At 71.8% G+C, this 25734-nt stretch carries 27 protein-coding genes; 15 read left to right on the top strand and 12 right to left on the bottom strand.

Annotation, left to right across the window (positions count from 1 at the left end; all coding sequences use genetic code 11):
- Positions 1-93 precede the first annotated feature (93 nt).
- The gene (locus ACL00U_RS06030; protein WP_175470795.1) at positions 94-1248 is read right to left on the bottom strand and encodes a low temperature requirement protein A; all 1155 of its coding nucleotides are present in this window, start codon (positions 1246-1248) and stop codon (positions 94-96) included.
- Positions 1249-1399: 151 nt separating this feature from the next.
- Between ACL00U_RS06030 and ACL00U_RS06025 the strand changes: the two genes are divergently transcribed.
- The 5 genes from ACL00U_RS06025 to ACL00U_RS06005 all read left to right on the top strand — a co-directional run bounded on the left by ACL00U_RS06025 (position 1400) and on the right by ACL00U_RS06005 (position 8374).
- The gene (locus ACL00U_RS06025) at positions 1400-6871 is read left to right on the top strand and encodes a discoidin domain-containing protein (protein ID WP_412873938.1); all 5472 of its coding nucleotides are present in this window, start codon (positions 1400-1402) and stop codon (positions 6869-6871) included.
- A gap of 59 nt (positions 6872-6930) precedes the next feature.
- Positions 6931-7287, top strand: coding sequence for a nuclear transport factor 2 family protein (locus tag ACL00U_RS06020; RefSeq protein WP_412873937.1), 357 nt, complete (start codon positions 6931-6933; stop codon positions 7285-7287).
- A 237-nt stretch (positions 7288-7524) separates the two neighbouring features.
- Positions 7525-7818 (top strand): hypothetical protein, encoded by a 294-nt coding sequence (locus tag ACL00U_RS06015; RefSeq protein ID WP_412873936.1) that lies wholly within the window; start codon positions 7525-7527, stop codon positions 7816-7818.
- Positions 7815-8060: a hypothetical protein gene (locus tag ACL00U_RS06010; RefSeq protein WP_017886949.1), complete on the top strand. Its 246-nt coding sequence runs from the start codon at positions 7815-7817 to the stop codon at positions 8058-8060. The genes ACL00U_RS06015 and ACL00U_RS06010 overlap by 4 nt, the downstream gene beginning before the upstream one ends.
- Positions 8057-8374, top strand: coding sequence for a hypothetical protein (locus ACL00U_RS06005; protein ID WP_412873935.1), 318 nt, complete (start codon positions 8057-8059; stop codon positions 8372-8374). Before ACL00U_RS06010 ends, ACL00U_RS06005 begins: the two co-directional genes overlap by 4 nt.
- Here ACL00U_RS06005 and ACL00U_RS06000 read toward each other — a convergent pair.
- From ACL00U_RS06000 to ACL00U_RS05975, 6 genes are all read right to left on the bottom strand, one after another.
- Complete coding sequence (locus tag ACL00U_RS06000; RefSeq protein ID WP_159557853.1) at positions 8343-9263, bottom strand: NmrA family NAD(P)-binding protein; 921 nt, start codon at positions 9261-9263, stop codon at positions 8343-8345. The two genes, ACL00U_RS06005 and ACL00U_RS06000, sit on opposite strands and share 32 nt — an antisense overlap.
- The gene (locus tag ACL00U_RS05995; protein ID WP_159557851.1) at positions 9260-9853 is read right to left on the bottom strand and encodes a MarR family winged helix-turn-helix transcriptional regulator; all 594 of its coding nucleotides are present in this window, start codon (positions 9851-9853) and stop codon (positions 9260-9262) included. The genes ACL00U_RS06000 and ACL00U_RS05995 overlap by 4 nt, the downstream gene beginning before the upstream one ends.
- Positions 9854-10074: 221 nt before the next feature.
- A complete protein-coding gene (locus tag ACL00U_RS05990) occupies positions 10075-10719 on the bottom strand; it encodes a signal peptidase I (protein ID WP_017886945.1) in 645 nt (214 codons plus the stop codon).
- Positions 10716-11984, bottom strand: a complete 1269-nt coding sequence (locus tag ACL00U_RS05985; RefSeq protein ID WP_214519596.1) for a ricin-type beta-trefoil lectin domain protein — start codon at positions 11982-11984, stop codon at positions 10716-10718. The genes ACL00U_RS05990 and ACL00U_RS05985 overlap by 4 nt, the downstream gene beginning before the upstream one ends.
- A complete protein-coding gene (locus ACL00U_RS05980; RefSeq protein WP_017886943.1) occupies positions 11981-12568 on the bottom strand; it encodes a hypothetical protein in 588 nt (195 codons plus the stop codon). Before ACL00U_RS05980 ends, ACL00U_RS05985 begins: the two co-directional genes overlap by 4 nt.
- The gene (locus ACL00U_RS05975) at positions 12565-13134 is read right to left on the bottom strand and encodes an alternate-type signal peptide domain-containing protein (protein WP_017886942.1); all 570 of its coding nucleotides are present in this window, start codon (positions 13132-13134) and stop codon (positions 12565-12567) included. Before ACL00U_RS05975 ends, ACL00U_RS05980 begins: the two co-directional genes overlap by 4 nt.
- A 338-nt stretch (positions 13135-13472) precedes the next feature.
- On the opposite strand from ACL00U_RS05975, the gene ACL00U_RS05970 reads away from it, so the two are divergent.
- Positions 13473-14120, top strand: a complete 648-nt coding sequence (locus tag ACL00U_RS05970; RefSeq protein ID WP_017886941.1) for a MerR family transcriptional regulator — start codon at positions 13473-13475, stop codon at positions 14118-14120.
- Positions 14117-15076, top strand: coding sequence for a hypothetical protein (locus ACL00U_RS05965; protein ID WP_214519595.1), 960 nt, complete (start codon positions 14117-14119; stop codon positions 15074-15076). Before ACL00U_RS05970 ends, ACL00U_RS05965 begins: the two co-directional genes overlap by 4 nt.
- Before the next feature lie 35 nt (positions 15077-15111).
- Here ACL00U_RS05965 and ACL00U_RS05960 read toward each other — a convergent pair whose 3' ends face one another.
- Complete coding sequence (locus ACL00U_RS05960) at positions 15112-15678, bottom strand: TetR/AcrR family transcriptional regulator (RefSeq protein ID WP_214562730.1); 567 nt, start codon at positions 15676-15678, stop codon at positions 15112-15114.
- A gap of 78 nt (positions 15679-15756) precedes the next feature.
- Here ACL00U_RS05960 and ACL00U_RS05955 point away from each other — a divergent pair, with 78 nt between their 5' ends.
- From ACL00U_RS05955 to ACL00U_RS05920, 8 genes are all read left to right on the top strand, one after another.
- Positions 15757-16692, top strand: a complete 936-nt coding sequence (locus ACL00U_RS05955; protein WP_214519593.1) for a ketopantoate reductase family protein — start codon at positions 15757-15759, stop codon at positions 16690-16692.
- A gap of 116 nt (positions 16693-16808) precedes the next feature.
- Positions 16809-17981, top strand: coding sequence for an ROK family transcriptional regulator (locus ACL00U_RS05950; protein WP_214519592.1), 1173 nt, complete (start codon positions 16809-16811; stop codon positions 17979-17981).
- Positions 17982-18168: 187 nt separating this feature from the next.
- On the top strand, positions 18169-19284 hold the full coding sequence (locus ACL00U_RS05945) for a sugar ABC transporter substrate-binding protein (RefSeq protein ID WP_042540478.1): 1116 nt from the start codon (positions 18169-18171) through the stop codon (positions 19282-19284).
- A gap of 130 nt (positions 19285-19414) precedes the next feature.
- A complete protein-coding gene (locus tag ACL00U_RS05940; protein ID WP_111038920.1) occupies positions 19415-20179 on the top strand; it encodes an ATP-binding cassette domain-containing protein in 765 nt (254 codons plus the stop codon).
- Complete coding sequence (locus ACL00U_RS05935; RefSeq protein ID WP_056071139.1) at positions 20176-21444, top strand: sugar ABC transporter permease; 1269 nt, start codon at positions 20176-20178, stop codon at positions 21442-21444. Before ACL00U_RS05940 ends, ACL00U_RS05935 begins: the two co-directional genes overlap by 4 nt.
- Before the next feature lie 135 nt (positions 21445-21579).
- Entirely contained in the window at positions 21580-22194 is a 615-nt protein-coding gene (locus ACL00U_RS05930) for a TetR/AcrR family transcriptional regulator (RefSeq protein ID WP_259496304.1), read from the top strand.
- Entirely contained in the window at positions 22191-22538 is a 348-nt protein-coding gene (locus ACL00U_RS05925; RefSeq protein WP_194590127.1) for a DMT family transporter, read from the top strand. The genes ACL00U_RS05930 and ACL00U_RS05925 overlap by 4 nt, the downstream gene beginning before the upstream one ends.
- Positions 22538-22852 (top strand): DMT family transporter, encoded by a 315-nt coding sequence (locus ACL00U_RS05920; RefSeq protein WP_194590128.1) that lies wholly within the window; start codon positions 22538-22540, stop codon positions 22850-22852. Before ACL00U_RS05925 ends, ACL00U_RS05920 begins: the two co-directional genes overlap by 1 nt.
- 107 nt (positions 22853-22959) lie before the next feature.
- Here the strand turns inward: ACL00U_RS05920 and ACL00U_RS05915 are convergent, their stop codons facing one another.
- The 4 genes from ACL00U_RS05915 to ACL00U_RS05900 are packed head-to-tail and all read right to left on the bottom strand — an operon-like array spanning position 22960 to position 25701.
- The gene (locus ACL00U_RS05915; RefSeq protein WP_412873934.1) at positions 22960-23793 is read right to left on the bottom strand and encodes an acyl-CoA thioester hydrolase/BAAT C-terminal domain-containing protein; all 834 of its coding nucleotides are present in this window, start codon (positions 23791-23793) and stop codon (positions 22960-22962) included.
- A gap of 22 nt (positions 23794-23815) precedes the next feature.
- The gene (locus ACL00U_RS05910) at positions 23816-24184 is read right to left on the bottom strand and encodes an SdpI family protein (protein ID WP_412873933.1); all 369 of its coding nucleotides are present in this window, start codon (positions 24182-24184) and stop codon (positions 23816-23818) included.
- A 51-nt stretch (positions 24185-24235) separates the two neighbouring features.
- Positions 24236-24841, bottom strand: coding sequence for a hypothetical protein (locus tag ACL00U_RS05905; protein ID WP_214532597.1), 606 nt, complete (start codon positions 24839-24841; stop codon positions 24236-24238).
- Positions 24835-25701, bottom strand: a complete 867-nt coding sequence (locus ACL00U_RS05900; protein ID WP_052481576.1) for an SMP-30/gluconolactonase/LRE family protein — start codon at positions 25699-25701, stop codon at positions 24835-24837. The genes ACL00U_RS05905 and ACL00U_RS05900 overlap by 7 nt, the downstream gene beginning before the upstream one ends.
- Positions 25702-25734 lie beyond the last annotated feature (33 nt).

Below are 25734 nucleotides of genomic sequence, written 5' to 3'. Positions count from 1 at the left end.
CCCTCCAGGCACGGCCGTCCCGCCGCTGGCGCGTCGCGCCGGTACCGGCTGCTGGGGCCCGCCTCCCGTCCGTCGTCCGTCGTCCGTCGTCCGTCAGGTGTCGGTCCGCGCGGACGCGACCTCGAGGGTCACGACGACCGCCGCCACGGCGAGCGCGGTGAGCGGCAGCGACACCGCCGGCACCGCGATCGACGCGAGGACGACGAGCACCAGGGCCACCACCGCGGCGTTGGCCCGCGTGGACAACGACGGCCGGATCGCCAGCGCCCAGATCGACAGCACGAACACCGCGACCGGCACCGCGACGGTCGCGGCGACCGAGGCGGACGACAGTGCGACGTGTCCGGCGTCGGCGCTGACCGCGACCTCGATGCCGGCCGGCAGCGCGCCGGCGGCGGCGAAGACGAAGAAGTGGCCGTAGCCGAACACGAGCGCGGTGGGCAGCGAGCGGATGTGCGCGTGCTGCTCGCGGGAGAAGTAGATCCACCACATGCCGACGGTGATCACCAGTCCGCAGCCCGCGAGCGCCAGCAGGGCTCCGAGGTGCTCGGTGTGCGCGAGGGCGTCGATCACCGCACCGGCCGAGGCCACCAGTCCCTCGCCCAGGACGATGAGGGTGAACAGCGAGAACCGCTCGGCCAGGTGCCGGGTGTGCCACGGGGTCGTCCCCGTCGAGGTCTGTGCCCAGATCGGCACGGAAAGCTCGGCGAGCACGAGGAACGGTGCCGCGTACCCCCAGACGTCGTCGGGCAGGGCCAGGGAGAGCACCCAGAGCAGCTGCACGACCGTGACGCCGACGGCGTGCAGGACGGCGGTGCGGCGGGAGCGGGTGGAGGACACGGCGGCGCGGATCCACTGCCCGACCAGCGCCAGCCGCATGACGACGTAGCCGATGACGCCGATCGTGAAGTCGTCCTCGACCATGGCCGCGTGCACCCCGGCGGCGAGGACGAGCACCCCCGCCATCTGCACGAAGGTCATCACCCGGTAGAGCCAGTCGTCGGTGTCGAACGACGTGGCGAACCAGGTGAAGTTCATCCACGCCCACCAGATCGAGAAGAACACCAACCCGTAGGCCAGGACGGCCGACGTGACGTGCCCCTCGACCTCGATCTCGTGCAGGTTGGTGGCGGCGAACCCCACGGCGACGACGAACACCAGGTCGAACAGGAGCTCGAGCGGACTCGCTGCCCGGTGTCGTTGGTCGGGGTCGCGCGGCACCATCCGGCGCAGTCCGATGGTCGGCATGGGGCCAACGGTAGGGCATCCCCAGAACGCGGACTGCTGACGGCGGGACCGGTGCTGCCGATCTGTCCGGGTGCAGGCCCAGCACCACCAGACCCCGCCGTCCACGGCCGTGTACGTCGTGCGCGGCCGAACCGTTCCGACAGGAGTCCCGGTGAGCTCACCGCGTCCCGCCGTCCGTCCCAGGTCGTTCCGCCGAGCGGCCGTCAGCGCCGCAGCCGGCGCCCTGACCGTCGCCACGCTGCTGGCGTCCGCCGTCACCCCGGCGCACGCCGCGACGTCCGACACCCGGCGGTCGCCGGCCAATCCGGGTGCTGCGGTTGCCGCACCGCAGGAGCAGCCTGGAGGCTCGTCCCGCGTCGGTCCCGCCGCCGACGGCGTGCAGGTGGGTGCCGGCTCCTACGCGCCGACCCCGCCCGACGAGATCACCGACATCGCGGACGTGCGGAAGACGCTCGACCAGGAGCTGTACATCGATCCGTCGAAGGCCGGCGAGCCGGTGCCCACGAACCAGTGGTGGACGGACCTGCTGGTCAGCAAGTACTCCGGCGACATGTGGGCGTACCCGTTCGTCTCGTCGAACAGTGCCGCCGGCACGAAGCTCACGATCCCGACGCGGTGGAACAGCGACGGCACAGCGATGCGTCTGGAGGCACCGGTGACGGTCGGCGGGACCGTCGAACCGAGCCCGGACGCGAGCGACCGCACCCTGGCGGACTTCGAGGACGGACTGCCCGACGGCTGGACCGCGACCGGTGACGCGTTCACGGCAACGGCCACGGGGACGGCCGCCGGGCAGAGCGCGGTCTCCGGGTGGCTCGGCGGACGCTTCCTGAACTCGTTCAGCGACGAGGACGGCGACGGCGCGACCGGCACCCTCACGTCGCCGGCGTTCACGATCGACCGTTCGACCCTGGCGTTCCTGGTCGGCGGCGGCCGGCACCCCGACCACGAAGCCGTGCAGCTGCTGGTCAACGGCGACGTCGTGGCGAGCAGCACCGGGACGGACAGCGAACAGCTGCGGTGGGACAGCTGGGACGTCTCCGCGCACCGGGGGCAGTCCGCGCAGCTCCGGATCGTGGACGACCTGCGGGCCGGGTGGGCACACGTCCTGGTCGACCAGGTCCTGCTCACCGACGCCCCGGACGGCCTCGCCGAGCGCTTCGCGACCACGTTCCGGGCGAAGCAGGCCGACGCGCTCCGCTGGGGTGACTGGAACGTCAGCTGGCGGATGCCGCAGGACGGCCCGGGCGGACAGTACATGGACGTCACGAGCGTGCAGGGTTCGCCGTACGAGTGGTTCGAGTTCCACGGCATGACCCCGCGCCTGACCCTGCAGGACGGCGCCGAGATCACCGACCGGGACGGCGGGCCGCTCGACCTGCCGGTGACGACGGACCGGTTCGAGATCCGCCAGGACGGCCACGTCTTCGGGGTGCACGCCCCCGACGACACCACCTTCACCCGGGTCGGGAACACGCTGGAGGCCTCGTCGGGCACGCCCTACCTGGTGCTCAGTGCGGTGCCCGAGCAGGGGTTGTCCCTCGACGACCTGCACCGCACCGCGTTCGCGGTCCCCCGTGACACGACGATGACGTACGCGTACGACCCGGCGGCGGCGAACGTCCGTCAGCAGTGGTCGATCCGCACCGACACGCTGCAGGGCGACAGCCACGACACCGTCCAGGGCTGGCTGCAGCACCAGTACGCCGACGCCACCACGAACCTGCGCTTCACCGGCGCCACGTACGAGACCCCGCGCGGCACCATGCGGACCACCGTCGGCCACGGCGGCTGGACCCTGGACTACGCGTTCACGGGCATGACCCCGATCGGCGCCACACCCGAGGCGGTCGGGGACGACCCGTACTCCGAGCGCATCATGCGCGAGTACCTGCACGACTACGCCGCGAAGACGACGTACGGCGGGGACACCTACTGGGGCGGCAAGGACGTCCTGCAGCTCGCCGAGTACATGACGATCGCGCGGCAGATCGGTGCCACCGAGGACGCCCGGACGCTGCAGGACACCCTCGAGCGCGCCCTGACCGACTGGTACACGTACACGGACGGCGAGGCGGAGCACTTCTTCGCGATGTACCCGACGTGGAAGGCCCTGATCGGGTTCGCCGACTCGTACGGGTCCGCGCAGTTCAACGACAACCACTTCCACTACGGCTACTTCGCGGTCGCGACGGCGATGCTCGGCCGGGTCGACCACGCGTGGGCGGCGAAGTACCAGGGCATGGCGACGCTCGTCGCGAAGCAGTACGCGAACTGGGACCGCGACGACGCCCGGTTCCCGCACATGCGCACGTTCGGGATCTGGGAGGGCCGGTCGAACGCCGGTGGTGTGTCGTCCCCCGGCGGCAACAACCAGGAGTCCTCGTCCGAGGCGATCCAGTCCGAGGCGGGGCTCTTCCTGCTCGGCTCGGTCCTGGGCGACGACGAGATGCAGGCCGCCGGTGCGGTGCAGTACGTCACCGAGCGGGCCGCCGTCCGCGCGTACTGGCAGAACGCCCGCGGCAACCCCGCCTCGGCGTCGTACGACGGCAACGGCGCGTTCCCGGACGAGTACGAGCACGGGCAGGCGGGGATCCTGTTCGACTCCGGGCAGGCCCACGCCACGTACTTCTCCGGCGACCCCGCCTGGATCTCCGGCATCCAGTGGATGCCGATCGCCCCGTGGTTCGACTACTTCGGCTGGGATCCCGGCTTCTCGAAGGCCCTGATGGCCGAGATGATGGCCGCCCGCCCGGAGTCCATCGGGCAGGCCGGGGTCACCGACGGCAACGCGGCACGCATCCAGATGCTCACGAAGAAGTGGTGGGGCGTCGGCAGCTACGGCGACGTGAAGATCACCCGTGACCGGCCGGCCGCGATCGGTGAGCTGCAGGATGCGATCCGCGCCGTCGAGACGAACCACCCCGGGTACGTCACCCGACGAACCGCAGCGAACCCCCTGTACGACCCGGCCACCGACACCCTGCTGGTGAGCGTGGACGACGACGGACGGGTGGTGTTCCCCGACCGGTACTGGACCCCGGAGAACCTGCCCGACTCGCTGGTGCCCACCGAGCTCGACGGTCCCACCGCCGACCGGAGGCCCCAGGACTGGCCGACCCCGTCCCCGCTGATGCCGTTCCTGGTGGACGACTTCCGCGCCGACACCCGGACCATCGACCAGCTGTACGGCGTCGACCTCACCGACCACACCCCCGGCGAGGACACCGAGCACGCCGCACGGGTGTTCAGCGGCATGGGCGACGCGCTCGGCAACGTCGTCCTCGGGTTCCTCGGGCAGTACGACCCGGACACCTACGCCGACGTGCACGCCGCGCTGTGGAAGGCCGACGACCCGGCCGTGACCGGGCAGTCGATGGCCGGCCTTGTGTACCACCAGGCGATGTCGAACCGGACCGTCGGCACCGAGGTCACCGACCGGCACACCTCGGACCCGCTCAGCCAGGTGTTCCGCGCACCCGACGGCACGATCAGCTACGTGCTCGACAACCCCGACACCGTGCAGCACACGTACGACGTCTACGAGGGCGCCGAGGTGATCGGCCAGATCGCGGTCCCGGCGCAGACGCAGATCACCTCGCACCTGGACGCGCGGCTCACCGAGGTGGTCGTCAGCGCCCAGGGAGCCCCGAAGACGATCGTCCCCGGTGCGACCACGACCTTCACCGCCACCGGCTACGACCAGTACGGCGCCACCGTCGCGCTGGACGACGTCACCTGGTCGACCGACACCGGCACGATCAGCGCCGACGGCGTCCACCGTGCATCGGAGCGCGCGGAGCGGGCGACCGTCACCGCCACGATCGGCGGCGTGCACGGGTCGTACGCCTTCCGGGTCGCACCGGCACCGGTCCTCACCGGGTTCGACGTCACGCCCGGCTTCGACCGGCTCGTCGTCGGGACGCCACAGCGGTTCCGTGCCGCCGGCCACGACCAGTACGGCGACCCGGCGGCCCTGCCCGCCGACGTCACCTGGTCGTACACCGGTGCCGGAAGCGCCGGGAGCGACGGCACCGTGACGACCACAGCCGCGGGCTCCGGGTACGTCGTCGCGACCGGTGGCGGTGTCGAGGGCTCGGCGGTCGTCGCCTCGGTGACGTCGATCCCCGACGCCGCAGCGGGTGCCGACGTCGACGCGAGCTCCTCGGACGGCGGCAACGTCGCCGGGAAGGCCGTCGACGGGGACCGCAGCACCCGGTGGGAGAGCGCGCACGGTGTGGACGAGGTCGACTACACGATCGACCTCGGGCGGCTGACCGACGTCGACACCGTGCGGGTGGACTGGGAGAACGCGGCCGCCGCCCGGTACGTGCTGCAGGTCCGGGACACCGCCGACAGCCCCTGGCGCGACGTGCGGACCGTCGACAAGACCACCGCCGACGCGGACACGGTGCCCGTGGGCGAGACCGCCCGGTTCGTGCGCCTGCACCTGACCGACCGCCTCACCGGGTACGGGTACTCCATCTGGGAGGTGCACGTGTCCGGCACCCCGGCGGCCTCGACCGTCGACGTCGAGGACGTGCTCGTCGCACCACGCACCACGACCGTCCGCGCCGGTGACACGGTCCGGATGGCGGCCTACGGGTTCGACCACGACGGGTCCGGCGGGCGGCTCGCCGCGGACCGCCCGGAGTGGGCCGTCGACGGCGGCGGAAGTGTCGAACCGGACGGTGTCGTCACCGCAGCGGCCGAGGGCGGTGTGACCGCGACGGTCACGGCCACCGTGCCGGGAGCATCCGGGACGGCCACCGTCACGACCCTCGACGAGGCGACCGACGGTGACGACGACGGCGGAACGGCACCCGCCCGCTCTCGCGACGTGGCCGCCGGCAAGCCCGTCACCACCTCGTCGGACGAGCGCGGCGACCTGTCCGGCGGCAATGCGGTGGACGGCGACGCCCGGACCCGGTGGGCGAGCGCAGCACGCGACGGTGAGTGGTTGGCGGTCGACCTCGGGCAGGTCGTGCCGATCGACCAGGTGCAGCTCGACTGGGAGGCCGCGTGGGCCGAGGCCTACCGCGTCCAGGTCCGCGACGACGAAGACGCCCCCTGGCGGACCGTCGCGGAAGAAGCCCACGGGACCGGCGGCGAGGTGATCCACCGGCTGGAGGGCGACGACGTCACCGGCCGCTGGGTCCGGGTCGTCGCGGACCGCCGGCACACCGCGTTCGGTGTCTCCCTCTGGGACCTCCGCGTCACCTCGACGCAGGGCGAACCGACGCCGGACCTGGCACGACGGGCGACCGTGTCGTCATCGGCCGACGAGGGCGACGGCGTCCCCGCACGGAACGCCGTGGACGGCGACCCGGGATCGCGCTGGGCGAGCGGGCACACCGACGACCAGTGGCTCGCCGTCGACCTCCGCGCACCGCAGCGCCTGCACGGCGCGGTGCTCCGGTGGGAGGACGCCTTCGGACGCTCCTACCGGATCGAGGCGCGGAACGCGGGCGACGACGGGTGGACGACGCTCGCCACCGAGACCGACGGTGACGGCGGGACCGACCGGCACGCCCTGGACGGCTCGTGGCGGTACGTCCGCGTGCACGGTGTCGAACGGGCGACCCCGTACGGCTACTCGCTGTACGACTTCGAGATCCGGTAGCGCCGACGCCCCCGCTTCACGCACACTCGACCGAACAGCCGACAACCGACGGAGACACGATGCCGCAACCGCTCGAATCGCTCATGCACGCCAACCTGTTCGAGGTGTTCGGGGAACGGGACCCCGAGCGTCGCCGCGCCGCGATCGAGCGGACGTACGCCCCGGACGTCGAGTTCCTGGACCCCGACGAGGTCGTCACCGGCCACGACGCACTGCACGCCAAGGCGCAGCGCCTGCTCGACGAGGCGCCCGGGTTCGTGTTCTCGCCGGCCGGCCCGGTCTACGAGAACCACGGGATGGGGTACCTCGCCTGGCACTTCGGCCCCGAGGGAGCACCGCCCGTCGTGTCCGGCATGGACATCTGCTTCATCGAGGGCGACCTCATCGCGAAGGTCTACACGCTGCTGACCGCTTGACCACCGCCCGCAGGCGGTGGCGATCCTCGGGGGTGAGCGATGCGGTCACCGCGACCGACTGACGGACGGGAGGCCCGGTGCCAGCTGGCACCGGGCCTCCAGTCCGCCTGTCGGCACGGCCGATTCGTTGCCGGATCGAGACACCGGTCCGGCCCGTCGTACGGCTTGGTTGAGCCACCGATGGCAGGCAGGACGGAGCGCACGGTGGAACGAGTGGTGGGGTGAGCCACGGTCGCGGTGGTCGTCGTCGTGACGGTGTCGATGTTGCTGGTGGTCCAGACGACCATCTGCGCCGATGCCGTTCCCGGAGAAGCGACGAGCTACTGCACGACCGAGCCGATGATCGGTGTCGCGGGCGCGTGGATCGCCGCCTTCGCCGGTGTCGTCGTGCTCGCGGTCTGCGTGTGGCAGATCGTCCGGGCGGCCCGAGCCGGCTGCGTGCCGATCGACTCATGCCGCTCCAGGAATGTGCGGCGGAACAGCCGTGCGAGGATTCGTCAACCGCACTCTCGAGGGGAACAACCACCATGACCACAGCCCGCACACTCCACTGGGTCAGCACCGTGCTCCTCGCCGTGGGGTTCCTCGGCGTCGGTGCCCTGATGTACGACGCGTTCTTCGGCCCCGAAGGCGGTGGTGCGAACATCGGCCTCGGCCTCGTCCTCATCCCGTGTCTCGGATCCGGCGTCGTCGGGCTCGCACTCGGGGCAGCAGCCTTGGTCGCGACGTGGTGGGGCACCCGGGCCGAGCGCTCGCGTGCCGCGGCCCGGTGACACAGATGCCGGCCCAGTCCGCTCCGCGCCCGTGGACCCTGATCGCCGTCGTGGTGCTGGTGGGTTGGGCGCTGGTGACGGCACTACTGTTCCCGGTCACCGGGGCCACCGAGCACGAGGGGCCCGGCGACCAGGTCTGGCTTACGTCGTCGAGTGCACTCGGTGTGCCGCTCTCGCCCGAGTGGGACGTCCTCGTCTGGCTCGCCGCACTCACGCTGGTGCCGGTCGTCGTCGTCGGGCTCGCGTTCCTGCTGCGCCGCCGACGGCCGCGCACTGCGCCCGTCAGTCCGTCGCCGGGTGGCCCTGCGCGCTGAGGTGTGCGCGGAGCACGTCACGGACGCTCGTCCACGACTGCACGCCGTAGCGGTCGTTGTCGACGTGGTGCAGCTGTGCCTGCCCGCTGAACATGCTCACGAAGTACTGCATCCCCTGCCAGGCCGGGAACGTCTCGTCCGGGTCCTTCGACAGGCGCCTGCCGACGGCGCTCATCGCGGACAGGGTCCCGGTCGTGCCGGCCCACTGCAGCCGGAAGCGCTCCCCCGTCAGCTCGCCCATGGTGCGCGCGACGTCGCGTGCGGTGACCTGGTCGCCCGCCATCTCGATCACCCGCGGAGCATCGTCGTCCAGGGCGGCGAGCGCCGTGACCAGGGCGACGTCGTCCTTCGTGGTGAAGTCGAGCACCTGGTCCGCCGACGACCAGAACAGCACGAGCCGACGGCCGAACAGGATCATCGGGGCGTCGCCGGTGAGCAGGTCGGTGAACATGCCCGTCAGGATCGAGGTCGCCCGCACCGGAGCGGCGTCGAGGTCGGCGGCGAACTCGCGTCGCAGCTCGAAGTTGCGGTTCGTGCCGGGTGCGATCCGCCGGTAGTCGGCAGAGTAGTCGGACGGGATGAACCGCCGGACGCCCGCCGCCACGGTCGCCGCGAGCAGCGCGCGCTGGGCGTCGACGATCACCGGGCGGGTCCCGCTCACGGCGGAGACCACGACGTCGGATCCGCTGACGGCCCGGGTCAGGCCGTCGTGGTCGCTGTACTCGGCGGTGACGATGTCGACCCGGGGGTCGTCCCCGAAGCGCTCGTCGGCGGTCGTGCTGCCGGGCCGGGTGAGGACCCGGACCCGCACGTCGTGCTGGGTGAGTTCGCGGACGATGCGGTGCCCGAGGTCACCGGTGGCGCCGGCGACGAGGATGGTGGTGGTCATGGGCGGGGCCTCACTGCAGTGGTGGTCGACGTGGTCGTCGTGGTGCGCCGTCGGGATCGCTCCGGGACGGCGAGGGGGTGTTCGAACGAGGGGTCGGCGTGGTCGGGTCCGGCGGGGCCGAGCCCGGCGGTGAGGGCGACGCGGGCCAGCAGCCGGCGCAGCGTCGCCTGTTCGTCGTCGTCGAGGTGCCGCATGAGCACGCCCTCGGCGCCGCGCAGGGCGGACCGCGTCCGGGCGAGCAGGGCGCGGCCGGCGTCGGTGGGGTGGACCTGCCGCACCCGCCGGTCCGTCGGAGCGGGGCGGCGCTCGACGAACCCGCCCGCCTCGAGCGCGTCGACGATGTAGGTCATCTGGGTCTTGTCGATCCCGAGGCGCTGCGCGAGTCCGAGTTGCGACGACGGGTCCTCGGTAGTGGTCGCGACGAGCACCTGGTAGCCGCGGGGCCCGCCAGGTACGTCGGCGACCGCTTCGCTGCCCAGCCGTGTGAAGCCCTGGAGCGCCAGCGGCAGCGCCCACCCGAGCTCGGATTCGATCCCCTCGGCACCCCAGTCGATCTCGGGGAGCGCATCGGTCGGCATCGGACTGTCCATGGCGCAGAACGTACCGCAACAAGATCGTCTCTTGCAAAGATCATCTGCGGTCGGGACGGAGCGCTGTCACGACGTCGAGCCCCGAGGACCCCATGCCGGACACCGCGGCCATCACCCCGTCCACCGTCGACGTCCCCCGGACAGAGCTCGACGACCTGCGCCGACGCCTGCTGGCCGAACACTGGTCGACGGGCTACGCCGGTACACCGACCCGGTGTTCTTCAACGAGGTCGCGCGCCGCGGGCACTTCGCGATGCTCGAACAGCCGGGCCTGCTCGTCGGCGACGTCCGTGCGACGTTCCGCGGGCTCCGGTGAAGGCCACCGACCGCACCACCAGGAACAGGGCGTAGCCGATCATCGCGGCGCCCAGCGTCGGCACGAGCCACGCGCGGGCGTCGCCGTCGACGGCGGTGTTCACGAAGCCGAGTCCGGGGATCGAGTACCAGACCCGGCCCATGACCTGCGCGGCGACGACCCGCTCGGGGTCGACGGCTGCGTTGTTGTCACCCTTGAAGGTGAACAGGCGGCGACCGTCGGCACCGACGGCGATGGCGACGACCCGGTGCGAGATCACCCCGGGCCGGTCGACCCGGATCTGGTAGGTGACGATGTCGCCGACGCCGATGTCCGCGGGGTCCACCGGGCGGACGACCGCCAGGGTGCCCGGCGGCATCCCCGGCTCCATCGAGCTCGTCAGCACGGTGAGCGGCACCGACCCGGTGATGCGCGGCACCGCGATGGCCAGCGCGGCGATCCCCACCACGGCGATCAGGAGCAGGACCGCGACCGTCTGCCCCAGCAGCCGGAGCGCGCCCGACCAGCGGGTGACCGGCGCCTGCTCCCGCTTCGGCGGTGCGGACGTCACGACGTCGATCGCAACGAGAACAGCTGGAGGCCGGACGTGCTGCAGTCGGCGACGGTCATCGTGTTGGTGCTGCCGGACCCGTTCGACGCCGTCAGGCACAGGTCGTTCCGGTTGCGGAACCGGAAGAGCCCGCTGCCCGCGCCGACCGCTTCGGCCGTCCACTTCTGGGCGCTGATGTCGTTGACGGGACGGAGCACGGCGGACCGGTCGCTCGGGGCGTCCCAGTACAGCGACGAGTTCGACGGTGAGGTGACCCGGAGCCAGGAGTCCTCGGGCGTGAACTGCCAGGTCTGGGTCGCGCTCGTCGTGCAGGACGTCGTGACGATCGGCGAGCCGGAGGCCGTCCCCCCGCTGGCGATGCACGTGCCGGTGGCGTCGTTCCGCAGGACGTAGCGGCTGGTGGCGGTGAGCCACCCGGTGGCGTGCTGGATGCCCGGCGACATCGGCGAGGCGTTGCCGCCCGTGCCGGTGGCGACCGAGCGCACGGTGTACGCGTAGTACTTCGAGACCAGCAGCCCGGTGTCGGTGAAGGACCGGACGGACGCCGGCACGACGCGGACCAGGACGCCGTCCCGGTACACGGCGTAGGAACCGATGCCGATCGTGTCCGCGGGCGCTGCCCACGTGAGCGTGATGCTGCTGTCCGTCTCGGCGGTCTTCGACGGCACGGACGGTGTGACGGTGTCGGCGATGACCTGGGCCGCGCGGGCGTGCGCGGTGCCGGCCCAGGACCCCTGTCGGGCGGTGACGGTCGCGTCGAGCGTGGTCGCGCCTCCGGACAGGTCGAAGCGCTGCCCCTGACTGACCGACGTCCGCACACAGGTCGAACGGCTGGCACCGGCAGCGAGGGTGGCGACCACAGGGGCGATCGTCGTGCCCGAACCGGTGATCGCAGCACTCGACGGAGCGCCGGAGCAGGGGTTGGCGTTGGTGGACTGCCAGATGTCGACCTGGACGGCGCTCGACAGGGCCGATCCGGCGGTCGCGGCGAGCGTCAACGTGGTGGCCGCGGGGACGGACCCCGAGTTCGACACCGTGACGAGCGCGGTGCGGGTCAGCGCGTCCGAGGAGTACGTGGTGGCGAGGTCCTCGACACCCCGGATGCCGACCGAGACGGAGCCGGTCGTCGCGGCGGCCCGGACGGACTGCGCCGGGGCGGTCCAGGTCGCCCAGGCAGTCCCGCCGCCCGCGAGCTCGATCGCGACGACCGCGGCGGCCGTCGCTCCGAGCAGGAGCGCTCGTCGACGTCGTGTGCTGTCGGTCATGATCCTGCCTGCGTCCCGCTGATGGTGGTGGTGAAGTCGGCGCTGAGGCCCTGCTGCGAGGCGGCCGCGTCCGCCGGCATCGCGACGGCGAGGCACAGGACGACGTCGGCCCCCGGCCGCAGGGTGATGCCTGCGGACCGCGGCGAGGTGGAGTCGAGGCTGCCGGACCACGTGGGGCGCACGCTGCCGGACCGGCACGCAGCCGCCGACGTCGCAGCGCCCACGGTCACCCGCAGGTCACTGCGCACGGCGGACGCCGAACCCGACGCCGTCGTCGTGCCGGCACGTCCCGTCGCGACACCGAGGTCGAGCGGGACGTCCCCGGTGTTCGTCGCGGTGACCACGCCGAACTCGGTGGCGCCCGGGTACAGCGGTGCAGACGGCAGCGTGAGGCTGCTCAGCGACAGGTCCGCCGAGCCGGCAGTGATCGTCGCCGGTTGAGTGGACGACCGGGCGCTGAGGAGTGCGAACGTGCCACCGTCGGTCGAGATCGCGACGACGGCCACGACCCCCACCGCGGCGACGGCGAGCAACGTCGCCGCCGGCCAGCCGGTCAGCGCAGCCCCACGGCGCCGGTGTTTCACGCCTGGGTCAGGGTCACGGCGATGGCGTCGAGGTCGACCGACCCGTTCTGCATGCCGTCCTCGACACCGGCGGTGGTGCTCTTCGGGAACGTGATGGTCACCCCGACGCGGACGTCCTGCTGCGAGCCGGTCTGCCCGGTCACCGTGTACGGCGCACCGGCACCGGAGACCCCGTCACCGCTCGCGGTGAGCACGGCGTTCGCCGACAGGTACTTCGCCAGCGCGACGTCGGCGGGGGCGGACGTCGAGGTGGCCTCGACCGAAGCCGGATCGACGGCCAGGGTCGCCTTCAAGCCCTTGCCGTTCGCGGTGACGACCATGTCCTGCGAGTAGGTGACGACGTCGCCCGGCACGATCGGGTAGCCGTCCAGGGTCGAGAGCGGCGACCCACCGTTGACGGTCCAGCTCGCCGCCTGCGTGGTCGGCTTGATCGCGAGCGCGCCGGCGACGATGTGGCCCCCGGCGGTCGCTGCGCTGGAGTTCCAGAGCGCGAACGTCCCGGCGCCTCCGAGCAGGAGTGCGACGCCAGCGGCGCCGATGATCGAGGCGGTGATGATCTTCTGCATGGTGTGCTCTCTACGACGTCGGACGTCGGATACGCGTCGACCATGTCCAGTCGAACAGCTCGATGAGCTGGTGGCAGCCGGCCCCTGGTGAGGGGGCGGCGCATCGACCGAGGGACGTGGTGCTCGACCTGCTGGGAGTGGCAGGTGCAGGAGACGAACCCTGCGAGCAGTGACCGGCCGACGGCCGACCTTGCTGCTGCGCTGAGTATGACATGACAACGACCCACGTGCCGAACTGCGCGGAGGCACAGGCGGACTGACAGCTTGACGGTCCCTCATGGATCGGCAACGGTCCGCCGCCCCTTGTCGGCAGGTTCAGATAGCGCTACTCTCCGATAGTGCGAATATCCGAACTTGCCCGAGCGTCGTCGACGCCGGTCACCGCCGTCAAGTACTACCAGCGCGAGGGCCTGCTGCCCCCTGGTGAGAAGTCCGCGCCGAACCAGACCGCCTACGACGACCGGCACGTCGAGCGGGTCCGGCTCGTCCGGGCACTCCTGGAGACCGGCGGGCTCTCCGTCGCCGTCGCGAAGCAGGTCCTCGCCGTGCTGGACGCCGAGACGGCACCGCTGGCCGAGGTCTTCGCCGTCGCCCAGTACGCGATGACCACCCCGCGGTCCCCCGAGTCCGCGGCGACGCCGGAGGCACGTGCCCGGATCGAGGAACGGGTGTCGGCCGCCGGCTGGTGCGCGACGTCGGACAACCCGGGACTCGAGACCGCGGCGCGGGCACTCGACGGGCTGCGCACCATCGGGTTCGACGCCCCGGACGACTACCTCGACGCCTACGTGTCGGCAGCGGCGAGCGCGGCACGTGCCGACGTCGCCGCGCTGCAGCACCGCGACGGCCGGACCGCGATGGCGGAGCTGATGGTGATCGGCACCGTCCTCGGTGATCCGCTCTTCGCGGGACTCCGGCGCCTGGCGCAGCAGGACGCCACCCACGACCTGTTCCCCGTCGCCGACACGGACGAGGCCGGCGCATGAGCGCGCCAGGCCGGATCGCCGCCGTGCGCCGAGCGGTGGCGTGGCACCCGGCACTCATGGCCGTGGCCGGCCTGATGGTCGTGGCCACCGCGGTCTGCGTCGTCGGCCTCGTCGTGGACCCCCGGACCATCCTGGGGGCACCGGCGTGGGCGAAGCCGCTGAAGTTCTCGCTGTCGATCCTGCTCTACGCCGTCACCTGGGCGTGGCTCATCGCCCACCTGCCGAAGTGGCGGACGCTCGCTCGGCGGCTCGGCACCGTGGTCGCCGTGGCCCTGGTGGTCGAACAGGCACTGATCGTGTGGGCCGCCGCGACCGGCACGACGAGCCACTTCAACGTGTCGAACAGCGTGCACGTGGTCGTGTGGGCGGTGATGGCGGTGGCGATCACGACGCTCTACCTCTGCACCTTCGTCACCTCGATCGCCCTGTTCTTCCTGCGCCTGCCGACCCCGGCGCTGACGATCGCCGTCCGTGCCGGTGCCGTCATCGCACTCGTCGGCATCGGGGTCGCCTTCCTGATGACCGGCCCGACCCCCACCCAGCTCACTGCTCCGGACGGGATCGTCGGCGCCCACACGGTGGGGATCGCGGACGGCGGCCCAGGGGTGCCGCTGCTCGGGTGGAGCACCGTCGCCGGTGACTACCGCGTCGCCCACTTCGTCGGCATGCACGCCCTGCAGGCACTCCCCCTGGTCGCGCTCGTGCTCGCCGCCGCCGGTCGGCGCCTGCCATGGCTGGCAGACCAGACCACGCAGGTGCGGATCGTGGTCATCGTGGCGGTCGCATGGGCAGCGGGCACCGTGCTCCTCACCGTGCAGGCCGCGGTCGGACAGTCGGTGGTCCACCCCACCGGCGTCGTCGCAACCGCGGCGTGGGCACTCGTGCTGCTCGCCGCGGCCGCGAGCGTGACCGTCCTGCTCCGCGCCCGCACCGCTCCGGTGGCGCGACTACGCTGACGGGTCGCGGGCCGGACGACCCCACCGGTCGCCGGTCAGCGGGCCCGGAGCCCTCGGGAGACCAGGTCGGCGGCAGCACGGGCTTCCATCGCCCACCCGGGGCGATCGATCCCGGCCCCGATGCCGTGCAGCAGCATGAGCACCGTGCCGGAGGTGACGTCGGACCGGATGGCACCGTCGGCGGCCGCGCGCGCCAGCAGCTCGGCGAGCGTCCGCTCGAGCTCTCCCCCGCCTTCCGCCTGGGTGGTGGCGTCGACCACGGCTGCGAGGGTGCGCGCGAGCCCCGCGTGGTCGACCACGTACTCCACGAACCCGCGCAGGAAGTCGTCGAGGCTCTCGCCCGGGGGGAGCGTCGAGTCGCGAGCACGCCGGCACAGGACATCGACCTCGCCCCGGTACACCGCCGCCGCCAGCGCTGCACGCGTCGGGAAGTGCCGGTAGAGGGTGCCGACCCCGACCCCGGCGCGTCCGGCGAAGTCGTCGAAGCGCAGCTGCTCGTCACGCTCGAACGCCGTCCGGGCAGCGGCGATGATCGCGTCGCGGTTCCGTCGGGCGTCAGCACGCATCGGCTTCTCGGCGGGCATCGGCTGCTCGTCCGGCACAGGCACTCCTCGACAAGTGGAAACGATCTCCATATCTTCCAAGTGGAGATCGTCTCCAGACTAGCGGACAGGTGCCTGATGCGGATCCTCATGCTCGGACGGGGCGTCATCGCGACGATCTACGGCCAGGCCCTCCAGCACTCCGGACACCACGTCGACCACCTGGTGCGGCCCGGGCGCGCGGCCGAGTACGGCGACACCGTGCAGACCGACGTCATCGACGGCCGCCGCGGCCCCCTGGGCCGGCGGACCCGAACGACGTCGCCGACGCGACTGGTCGAGTCAATCGAGACGGCGGACGCGTACGACCTCGTCGTCGTCAGCGTGGGGCACCATCGGCTGCAGGATGCCGTGAGCTCCCTGGCGCCCCACATCGGTGACGCGACGATGCTGGTCCTCGGCAACGTGTGGGACGAACCACTCGCCGCGGTCGCACCGCTCGCCGCGGACCGGGTGCTGTTCGGGTTCCCGGGCGCCGGCGGCGGGTTCGACGCCGACGGGGTCCTGCACGGTGCCGTCCTCCGGTCGGTCCGGCTCGGGACGACCGGCACGGCTCCGGACCGCCGGGAGCTCGTGCGGTCGGTGTTCCAGCAGGCGGGGTTCACCGTGCAGGACGAGGACGACATCCGCGGGTGGCTGTGGCTGCACGTCGTGCTCGACGCCGGCATGTTCGCGCAGGCCCTGCACAGCGGTGGTCTGGCGACGATGGTCGGGGATCGGCGGGCGCTCCGCGAGGCGTTCCGGATCGGGCGGGAACTCCTCCCGGTGCTGGAGGCGCGGGGCGTCGACCTCTCCCGACACCGCTCCACGACGCTGCCCGTCCGGCTGCCGGGGACGTCGGCAACGCTCGTCGCCGCGGGCACTGCGCTGGTCCCGATCGCGCGTGCGAGCCTCGCCGCGCACGACGACCCGACCGCCGCGGAACCCCTGGCGGTCCTCGAGGACGTCCGGCGGACCGCCGCCGCCCTGGGCATCCCGACCCCGCGCCTCGACCGGGCGGCGCGACGCGCCTGACGACGGGTGCGGGCGGTGGACGCGACCAGCAACGGACTGGAGGCTCGGTGCCAGCTGGCACCGTGCCTCCAGTCCGGCACGGCGAGCGTTCCGGACCCGCCCGTTACGCTGTCCCCGTGTCAGAGCCGCGCCGCAGTCCGGGGAACCAAGCTTCACTGCGTGAAGCCAACCGGGGCCGGGTCGTCAGCGCGGTCAAGCGGCACGGCGGGCTGACCCAGGTCGAGCTCGCCGGGGTGACCGGGCTCTCCCCTGCGACCGTGTCGAACATCGTCAAGGAACTCGTCGCGACCGGCGCCCTGCACGCGACGCCGAGCACCTCGAGCGGCCGCCGGGCGCTCCGCGTGACCCTGCCGCACGGCCTCGGGCTGGTCGCCGGGGTGCACGTCTCACCGCGGCACCTGCGGCTGGCGCTGTCGGACCTGAACGGCGCCGTGCTGGCCGAGCGGCACATGCCCCTGGCCCGCGACCACCGGGCCGATGCCGAGCTCGACAAGACCGCGCTGCTCGTGCTGGACATGGTGGAGTCCATCGAGTCGTCGATGGACGAGGTACTCGCCGTCGGCCTGGCCGTGGCCGCGCCGATCGACGCGCGCACCGGGATGACGGCGCGCGGCGGGATCCTGCGCGGGTGGGACGGCATCGCGCTCGGGCAGTCCCTCGCCCGGCGGATGGACAAGCCCGTGCAGGTCGACAACTCGGCCAACCTCGCCGCCCTGGCCGAACACCGGAGCGGCGCCGCCCGGGGTCGCGACACCGTCGTGACGCTCGACGTCGGCAACGGCATCGGCGCCGGACTCGTGCTGGGCGGACACCTGTTCCGCGGGCACCACGGCATCGCCGGCGAGTTCGGGCACACCCCCGTCCTGCCGAACGGGCCGCTGTGCCGGTGCGGCAACCGCGGGTGCCTCGAGGCGATCGCCGGAGCACCCGCCGTGCTCGAGGGCGTGCGCGACGAGGTCGGCACCCTCAAGCTGGCGGACCTGATCCTGCGCGCCATGGCCGGTGACCAGGTCTGCATGCGCGCCGTGGCCGACGCCGGGCGGGCGATCGGTTCGGCGGCGGTGGGCCTGTGCAACGTCCTCGACCCCGAGCGGGTCGTCGTCACCGGCGAGTTCGCCCGTGCCGGGGAGCTGCTGCTCGGCCCGATGCGGCACGCCCTCGAGTCGTCGTTGATCGTCGACGTCGACGGCACCCCGGACGTGGTGCAGGGACAGCTCGGCGAGAAGGCCTCGGTGACCGGCGCGCTGGCCCTGGCGATCGAGGCCGTGGACGTGACGCGCGCACGCTAGGCGGACCCGCGCCGGGGCGTGCCGGCCGGGGCGCTCCGTGCCGCACCGGCCGCACCGCTCCGCGCCCACCGGATAACGTTTTCGTCACGGCACGCGGTCCTTGCGTTCAACTCTTGCAGCCAAGAACGCTCACTGTCACACTCAGGGCACCGCCGATGGGGGCGGTCCACTGTTGGAGGACGTTTCAATGAAGAAATCCACCACACGAGCGATGCTGGGCGTCAGCGCCCTGCTGCTCGCGATCACCACCCTGGCGGGCTGTTCCAACGGCGCGGACGCCGGGACCGGTTCCGGCGGAGGCGGCGGAGACGCGTCGAAGGCCAAGATCGGCCTGCTCCTGCCCGACTCCGTCACCGCCCGGTACGCCAGCGCCGACCGTCCGCTCTTCACCGCCGAGGTGAAGAAGCAGTGCAGCGGCTGCTCGGTCATCTACGCGAACGCCGACGGCGACGCGTCGAAGCAGCTGCAGCAGGCCCAGTCGATGCTCACGCAGGGCGTCAAGGTCCTGGTCCTCGACCCGTTCGACGGCGAGGCCGCTGCGTCCATCGTCCAGCAGGCGAAGGCCAAGAAGGTGCCGGTCATCTCGTACGACCGACTCATCAACAGCCCCGACCTGAGCTACTACATCTCGTTCGACAACGAGAAGGTCGGTGAGCTGCAGGGCCAGGCGCTCGTCGACGCCCTCAAGGCCAAGAAGGTCCCCGAGGGCTCGGGCATCATCATGGTGAACGGCTCCCCGACCGACAACAACGCCTCGCAGTTCAAGAAGGGCGCCCACTCGGTCATCGACGACAGCGGTTACAAGGTGCTCGCCGAGTACGACACCCCCGGATGGGACCCCGCCAAGGCGCAGGACTGGGCAGCCGGCCAGATCAGCAAGCTCGGCAAGGACAAGATCACGGGCGTCTACGCGGCGAACGACGACACCGGCGGCGGTGTCATCGCGGCCCTGAAGTCGGCCGGCGTCACCGAGCTCCCGCCCGTCACCGGGCAGGACGCCTCGCTCGCGGGCATCCAGCGGATCCTCGCCGGTGAGCAGTACATGACCGTCTACAAGGCCTTCAAGCCCGAGGCGTCGAAGGCCGCCGACCTGGCGATCCAGTTCGCCAAGGGTGAGACCCCGAAGGGCGACACGACCGTCGACACCGCCGGCGGCGCCAGCGTTCAGTCGACGCTCCTCGACCCGGTCGCCGTCACCACGGACAACGTCGAGTCGACGGTCGTCAAGGACGGCCTGTACGAGGTGTCGAAGATCTGCACCGCGCAGTACAAGTCGGCCTGCGACAGCGCCGGCATCAAGTAGGTCCGACCCCCCTCTGCCCGCCCGGTCCGACTGCGGACCGGGCGGGCCTCACCGATCGAGGACGACACCCGTGAGCACGACACCCGTGAGCAACGCGTCACCAGCAGCACACCCCTCCGCCGAACCGGTGATGTCCCTGCGCGGGATCACCAAGCGGTTCGGCGCCGTCCAGGCCCTCAGCGACATCGACTTCGACGTCTACCCGGGCGAGGTGGTCGCCATCGTCGGCGACAACGGCGCCGGCAAGTCGACGTTCGTGAAGATCCTCGCCGGGGTCTACACGCCGGACGGCGGCACGATCACGTTCGGCGGCGACGAGGTCACCGTCCCGAACCCCGCGGCGGCCCAGACCCTCGGCATCGCGACGGTGTTCCAGGACCTCGCCCTCGCCGACAACCTCGACGTGGTCTCGAACCTGTTCCTCGGCCGCGAGATCGCCCACCCGTTCCTGGACGAAGAGGAGATGGAGCGCCGCTCGTGGGAGCTCCTGCAGCAGCTCGCGGCCCGGATCCCGTCGGTGCGGATCCCCATCGCGTCGCTGTCCGGTGGGCAGCGGCAGACCGTGGCGATCGCCCGTTCACTGATCGGCGACCCGCAGGTGGTCGTCCTCGACGAGCCCACCGCCGCACTCGGTGTCGCGCAGACCGCCGAGGTCCTGAACCTCGTCGAACGCCTGCGCGAGCGCGGCCTCGGCGTCGTGCTCATCAGCCACAACCTCGCGGACGTGCAGGCCGTCGCCGACCGGGTCGCGGTCCTGCGGCTCGGGCGCAACAACGGCACGTTCCGCATCGACGACGTCTCCTACGAGGAGATCATCGCGGCCATCACCGGCGCCACCGACAACGCCGTCACCCGTCGCGCCGCCGCCCGGACCGAGCAGGAGACCAGCGCATGAGCAAGACCGACGAGACCCTCACCGCGGCGACCCCGACCCCCTCGGCGGCCGACCTGCAGGACGAGCGGCTCCTGCGCGACCAGGGGATCGGCGGCGCGGCAAAGGCGTTCGTCCGGCGGGTCCGTGGCGGTGACATCGGTTCACTGCCGGTGGTCGTCGGGCTCATCGTCATCTGGGCGGTCTTCCAGGCGCTCTCCCCCGACTTCCTGTCCCCGGGCAACCTGGTCAACCTCGCCCTGCAGTGCGCGGCGGTCGGCACCATCGCGATCGGCATCGTGCTCGTGCTGCTGCTCGGCGAGATCGACCTGTCCGTCGGCAGCGTCAGCGGGCTCTCCGCCGCGATCCTCGGCCAGGGCCTCACGACGCTCGGCTGGCCGCTGTGGCTCGTGATCACCGTCGCCCTGGCCGTCGGTGCCGCCGCCGGCCTGCTCTACGGCCTGCTGTTCACCCGCTTCGGGGTGCCGAGCTTCGTCATCACGCTCGCCGGTCTGCTCGGGTTCCTCGGGCTGCAGCTGCTCATCCTCGGCCCGAACGGCTCGATCAACCTGCCGTACGACTCGCCGATCGTGCAGTTCGCCTCGGCGTCGTACCTGCCGCCGTGGCTCGCCTACCTGCTCGCCGTCCTGGCCGCCGGAGGACTCTTCTTCACCGAGATCCGCCGCGCTGCCCGTCGCCGTCGCGCCGGACTGTCGACCGGGGCGGTGTCCCTGACGATCGTGAAGTCCGTCGCCCTGTTCCTCGGCCTGGCGCTGATGGTCTGGTACCTGTCACGCGACTTCGGCACCGGCACCTCGTTCGTGTTCTTCATCGTGCTGGTCGTGCTGATGAACTTCGTGCTCAAGCGCACCCGCTGGGGCCGTTCGGTCTTCGCGGTCGGCGGCAACGTCGAGGCTGCACGGCGCTCCGGCATCCGGGTGAACCGCATCTACATCTCGGTGTTCATGCTGACCTCGCTCTTCGCCACCGTCGGCGGCATCCTCGCCGCCGCCCGCCTCAACTCGGCGAGCCTGTCTTCCGGTGCCGGCGACACGAACCTCAACGCGATCGCCGCCGCCGTCATCGGGGGGACGAGCCTGTTCGGCGGTCGTGGCAGTGCCTGGTCGGCGCTGCTCGGCATCATCGTGATCCAGTCGATCTCGAACGGCCTCACCCTGCTGAGCCTCGACTCGTCGATCCGCTACATGATCACCGGCGCGGTCCTGCTGCTGGCCGTCATCATCGACTCGCTCTCACGGCGCAGCCGCGCCAGTCACGGCGCGGCCTGAGCGGGGCCCTGGACCCCGCCACGTCGGCGGACGGGAGGCACGGTGCCAGCTGGCACCGTGCCTCCCGTCCGTTCGTCCCTGACAGTTCACCGCCTGACTTGGCCACCTGGCCAAGTCAGGCGGTACGGTCGGTCCATGACCCTGCACCAGGAGCACCGCAGCATCGAGGAACGGCGACACCAGCTCGTCGACGCGGCGATCGCGGTCCTGCGCGACGGCGGGATCGCCGCGCTCACCACGCGTGCCGTCACCACGGCCGCCGGGCTCCCGCACGGTGCGTTCCACTACTGCTTCGCCTCGAAGTCGGCGCTGTTCCGGGCGGTGCTCGAACGACAGCTGCGGGGCGCGATGGCGGCCGCGTTCGCCACGCCGACCACACGGCTCGATCCACGGGCGCGGATCGCCGCGGGCCTGGCGGCGCACCTCGGGCAGACCAAGAGCGACCCGGCGACCGCACTCGCCCTCGTCGAACTCGTCACCCACTCCCGTCGCGATGCCGACCTGGCAGAGCTCGCCGTGTGGGAACAGGGGGCGTACCTCGAAGCCGTCCGCGCGCACGTCGACGCCTGGTCGAGCGAGGACGGGATCACGTGGGCGGTGCCGGTCGAGCAGGTCGCACGCCTGCTCATCGCGACCGCCGACGGCGTCAGCGGGTCGTGGCTCGCCGATCGTGACGACACTGCCGCTTCCGAGACCGTCGCCACGGCGGCTCGGGCGATCGCCAGCCTCGTCGGCGGCGGTGCCTCGTGAAGTGGCTCTTCCTCGGGATCGCGATCGTCGCCGAGGTCACGGGTGCCCTGTCCATGCAGGCAGCCGTCGAGCAACCCGCCTGGTACGCCGTCGTCGGCATCGGGTACGTCACCGCCTTCGTCATGCTCATCCGGGTGCTCCGGAGCGGCATGGCCGTCGGCGTCGCCTACGGCATCTGGGGCGCTTCCGGCGTCGCACTGACCGCGGTGCTCGCCGCCGTCCTGTTCGGGCAGGCCCTGACCCTCACGATGATCGTCGGGATCGCGCTCATCGCGGTGGGCGTGCTCCTGGTCGAGATCGGGTCCCAGCGGGCGCTGGCACGCCGCGAGCAGGAGCCCCGCTGATGGGGTGGGTCCTGCTCGCGATCGCGATCGTCACCGAGGTCGGCGCGACGATCAGCCTCAAGCTCGCGACGGACGGGAAACGCGTCTGGTACGTCGCCGTCGTCGCGGGGTACCTGACCGCGTTCAGCCTGCTCGCGGTGGCATTGACGCTCGGCCTGCCGATCGGGGTGGCCTACGGCATCTGGGCCGCGACGGGCGTCGCCCTGACCGCCGTCCTCGGACGCGTACTCTTCCGCGAACCCCTCACGGCGCTCATGCTCGGCGGGATCGCGCTGATCATCGTCGGCGTGCTCCTCGTCGAGCTCGGGCACTGAGCGCCGTGCCAATTTCGCCTGGTGCGAGGTTGCACGCGTGGTGCGACCCTGATGCTTCGCACCACGTGTGCAACCTCGCACCGGTCAGCGACGGACAGCCCCTGGGGTCAGCTCGATGAACGGATGCGGTCCTGAGCAAGGGCGATCCGGATCGTCTCGAGTGCCGTCAGCCCGAGCGCCGCGTCGGCGGTGGCGGTACCGCCGCGCACCATCGCGATCCCTCCGGCCACGACCGGCTCGGTCGGCAGGACTGCCCGGTGCCCTGCGTGCCGATGGATGACCACGGTCGTGGTGTGCCCGGCCGCGGTTCGCCGAGCTGCGATGCGGCGAACGCTCTGGGCGCTGGGCCAGACCTGGTCGTCCTCACCGGCGATCAGGACGAGCTGCGGTATCCGCTCGACGGGTACCGCCGCTGCCCGAACCCGGTCCGCGGCAGCTTCGTACGAGTGTTCGTAGAGCGATCGGAAGCGTTGTGGTTCTTCCCGCCGCCAGGTGTCCCACGCCAACGGCACGTGCGGCAGTGGCGAGCCGTCGAGGGTCCAGTGCGATCGTTCCACGCCCTCGTCGTCCGGCCAGGGCCACACCACGTCGGTGGGCGCGAACGCGATGACACCCGCGACCGAGGGGCGGAGGGCGCCGAGGACCAGCGCGGCCTCGGCCCCGAGGGACGTCCCGACGAGCCAGACCCGATCGCAGGTCCGCTCGAGATCGTCGATACGGGCGAGGAACAGCTCGAGGGGGACGGACCACGGTCCCGGTTGCTGGCCGGCTCCCCCGAACCACCGGATCGATTCAGCGACGTGCCCGAGTTCCGCGAAGACCCGCGCGCGGTCCTCGTCGATCCGCCCGCTCGACCCCGCGAGCACCAGGACGCCGGTCCCCGATCCGCGGGAAGGGACGAACCGAACACCTTCTGGGTCGCTGAGCCCGATTCGCTGCACGGGACCAGCATGGCCGCTCCGATCAATCGTCGCGAGGAACGCTGTTCGCAGCACGGGACGCCGACACCGCACCGACGACGAGCGCCGCCAGCGTGGTCGCCAGGGACAGCCCGAGCAGCACCACGTAGAGCACCGGGATGAGCTGGGCCGGTACGGACACGATCGCCACGACCGCGGCGGCGATGAGCAACGGCCGCATGACCCGGCGGGCGGCCCGGTGTCCGGCGTGCCAGGCAGCGTCGCTCCGCATGAGCGACGGCAGTCGGATACCCGCTGCGCGGTTCCGTCCCAGTCCGTCCGCAGCGATCGACACGATGCCCCAGATCGCCGCCTCGACGATGAGCAGGAGCACGGCGCAGCCGACCGCCGCCCACCAACCTGGACTGTCCATCACGGCCTCCCCGCACCACGCTAACGCGCGGTGGAGGCGGCGCGCGCGAGGTCAGGAGACTGGCGCGCCTGCCGAATCGATCTCGGCCAGGATCCGGTCGCGCCGCCGCTTCTCGATCATCGACAAGACGGTGACGAACGCTGCAGCGCAGACGATGAGCACGACGAACAGCCAGCGCCACGGACCCAGCGTGGCGAGTGCGGACCCCGCCAGGCCGAGGAGGCCGAGGCCCATACCGATGAGCGCCGGGATCGCCATCCGCGTCGACCGTCGCTGCCACGCGAGCAGCGCCCGCACGAGCGGCATGGTCTCGGGCGTCATCGCGGCCCGCCCACTGAACTGCCGGGTCACGGACTTGCGGTCCGCAGGGGTGAGCGCGCCGAGCGGCCGTTCGGGCGTGTCGACGAGGTAGGGCAGCAGCCTGCGGTGCCGTCGAGCGCGGACCCAGGCGGTCACCGCCACGACCGCTCCGGCGACGGCGAGGAGGAACCAGACCAGCATGCTGAGCCGCAAGGCGGCGGGGGCAGTGGCGGCCACCCAGAGGACCGACAGCGCGGCGAGTCCCGCCTGCTGCGACATGACGACCACGGTCGGCCCGTTCTCGACCAGGTACTCGGCACGACGCGTCGCCTCGGCGAGGCCGCTCGGGTTCACCACCCGGGGACCTCGACCCGGACCGAACTGATCCGGCCGGAGCGAGTCTGCGCCGTCACGGCCGGGTCGTAGCTGTCGGCTGTCGCCAGGTAGAGGGTGCGACCGTCCTCGCCACCGAGCGCACAGTCGATCGCGCACTCCCCGGGCGCGTCGACGCGGTCGGTCACCTCGCCGCCCTCGACGACCCGCAGGAACTCCCCCGTGTCGACCGAGCAGACCCAGACGGCACCGTCACGGTCCACGGTGCTGCCGTCCGGGGTCACGCCGCCGGGCAGGGCTGCCCACTCGCGACGCCCGGTCAACGAACCGTCGTCCTCGATGTCGAACGCGGTGAGCCGGCCGCCCCACGTCTCGCTGACCACCAGGGTCCGGGTGCCGGGCAGGACGTTGGCGCTGTTCGGGAACACCAGGCCCTCGGCGGCCAGACGGACGGAGCCGTCGGGGTCGATCACATAGAGCGGGCCGGGGCGCAGTTCCTCGCCCGCGTACAGGTCGTAGCCGAAGGCACCGATGTAGGTCCGGCCGGTCTGGGCGTCGACGACCAGGTCGTTCACGAGCGACGACTCGATCGTGGAGAGGTCGGCGAACACCGAGGTGCTGCCGTCCGGCTCGACGGCGACGACCGTGCGGGACTCCATCGAGCTGATGATGAGACGTCCGTCGGCCAGCCACCCGAGTCCGGACGACTGCCCGTCGACGGTGGCCTCGAGCCGGGGGCCGTCGGTCGAGGACGGGTCGACCGAGAAGACTTCGCCGGTGTGCATGTCCGAGTACCAGAGCCGCCCGTCGTGCCAGCGGTTGCCCTCCGGGAACCGGATGCCGGAGATGACGATGTCGGTCGCAGAATCCAGGGTGATGTGCACGGATCCACCCTGCCATCCGGACCCCCGCGCCAC

Origin of the sequence: Curtobacterium poinsettiae (genome assembly GCF_047226435.1) — a bacterium.
In the GTDB taxonomy this organism is placed as follows: domain Bacteria; phylum Actinomycetota; class Actinomycetes; order Actinomycetales; family Microbacteriaceae; genus Curtobacterium; species Curtobacterium poinsettiae.
Note: the sequence above shows the minus strand (reverse complement) of the source record. Positions and strands in the feature narration are given on the sequence as shown.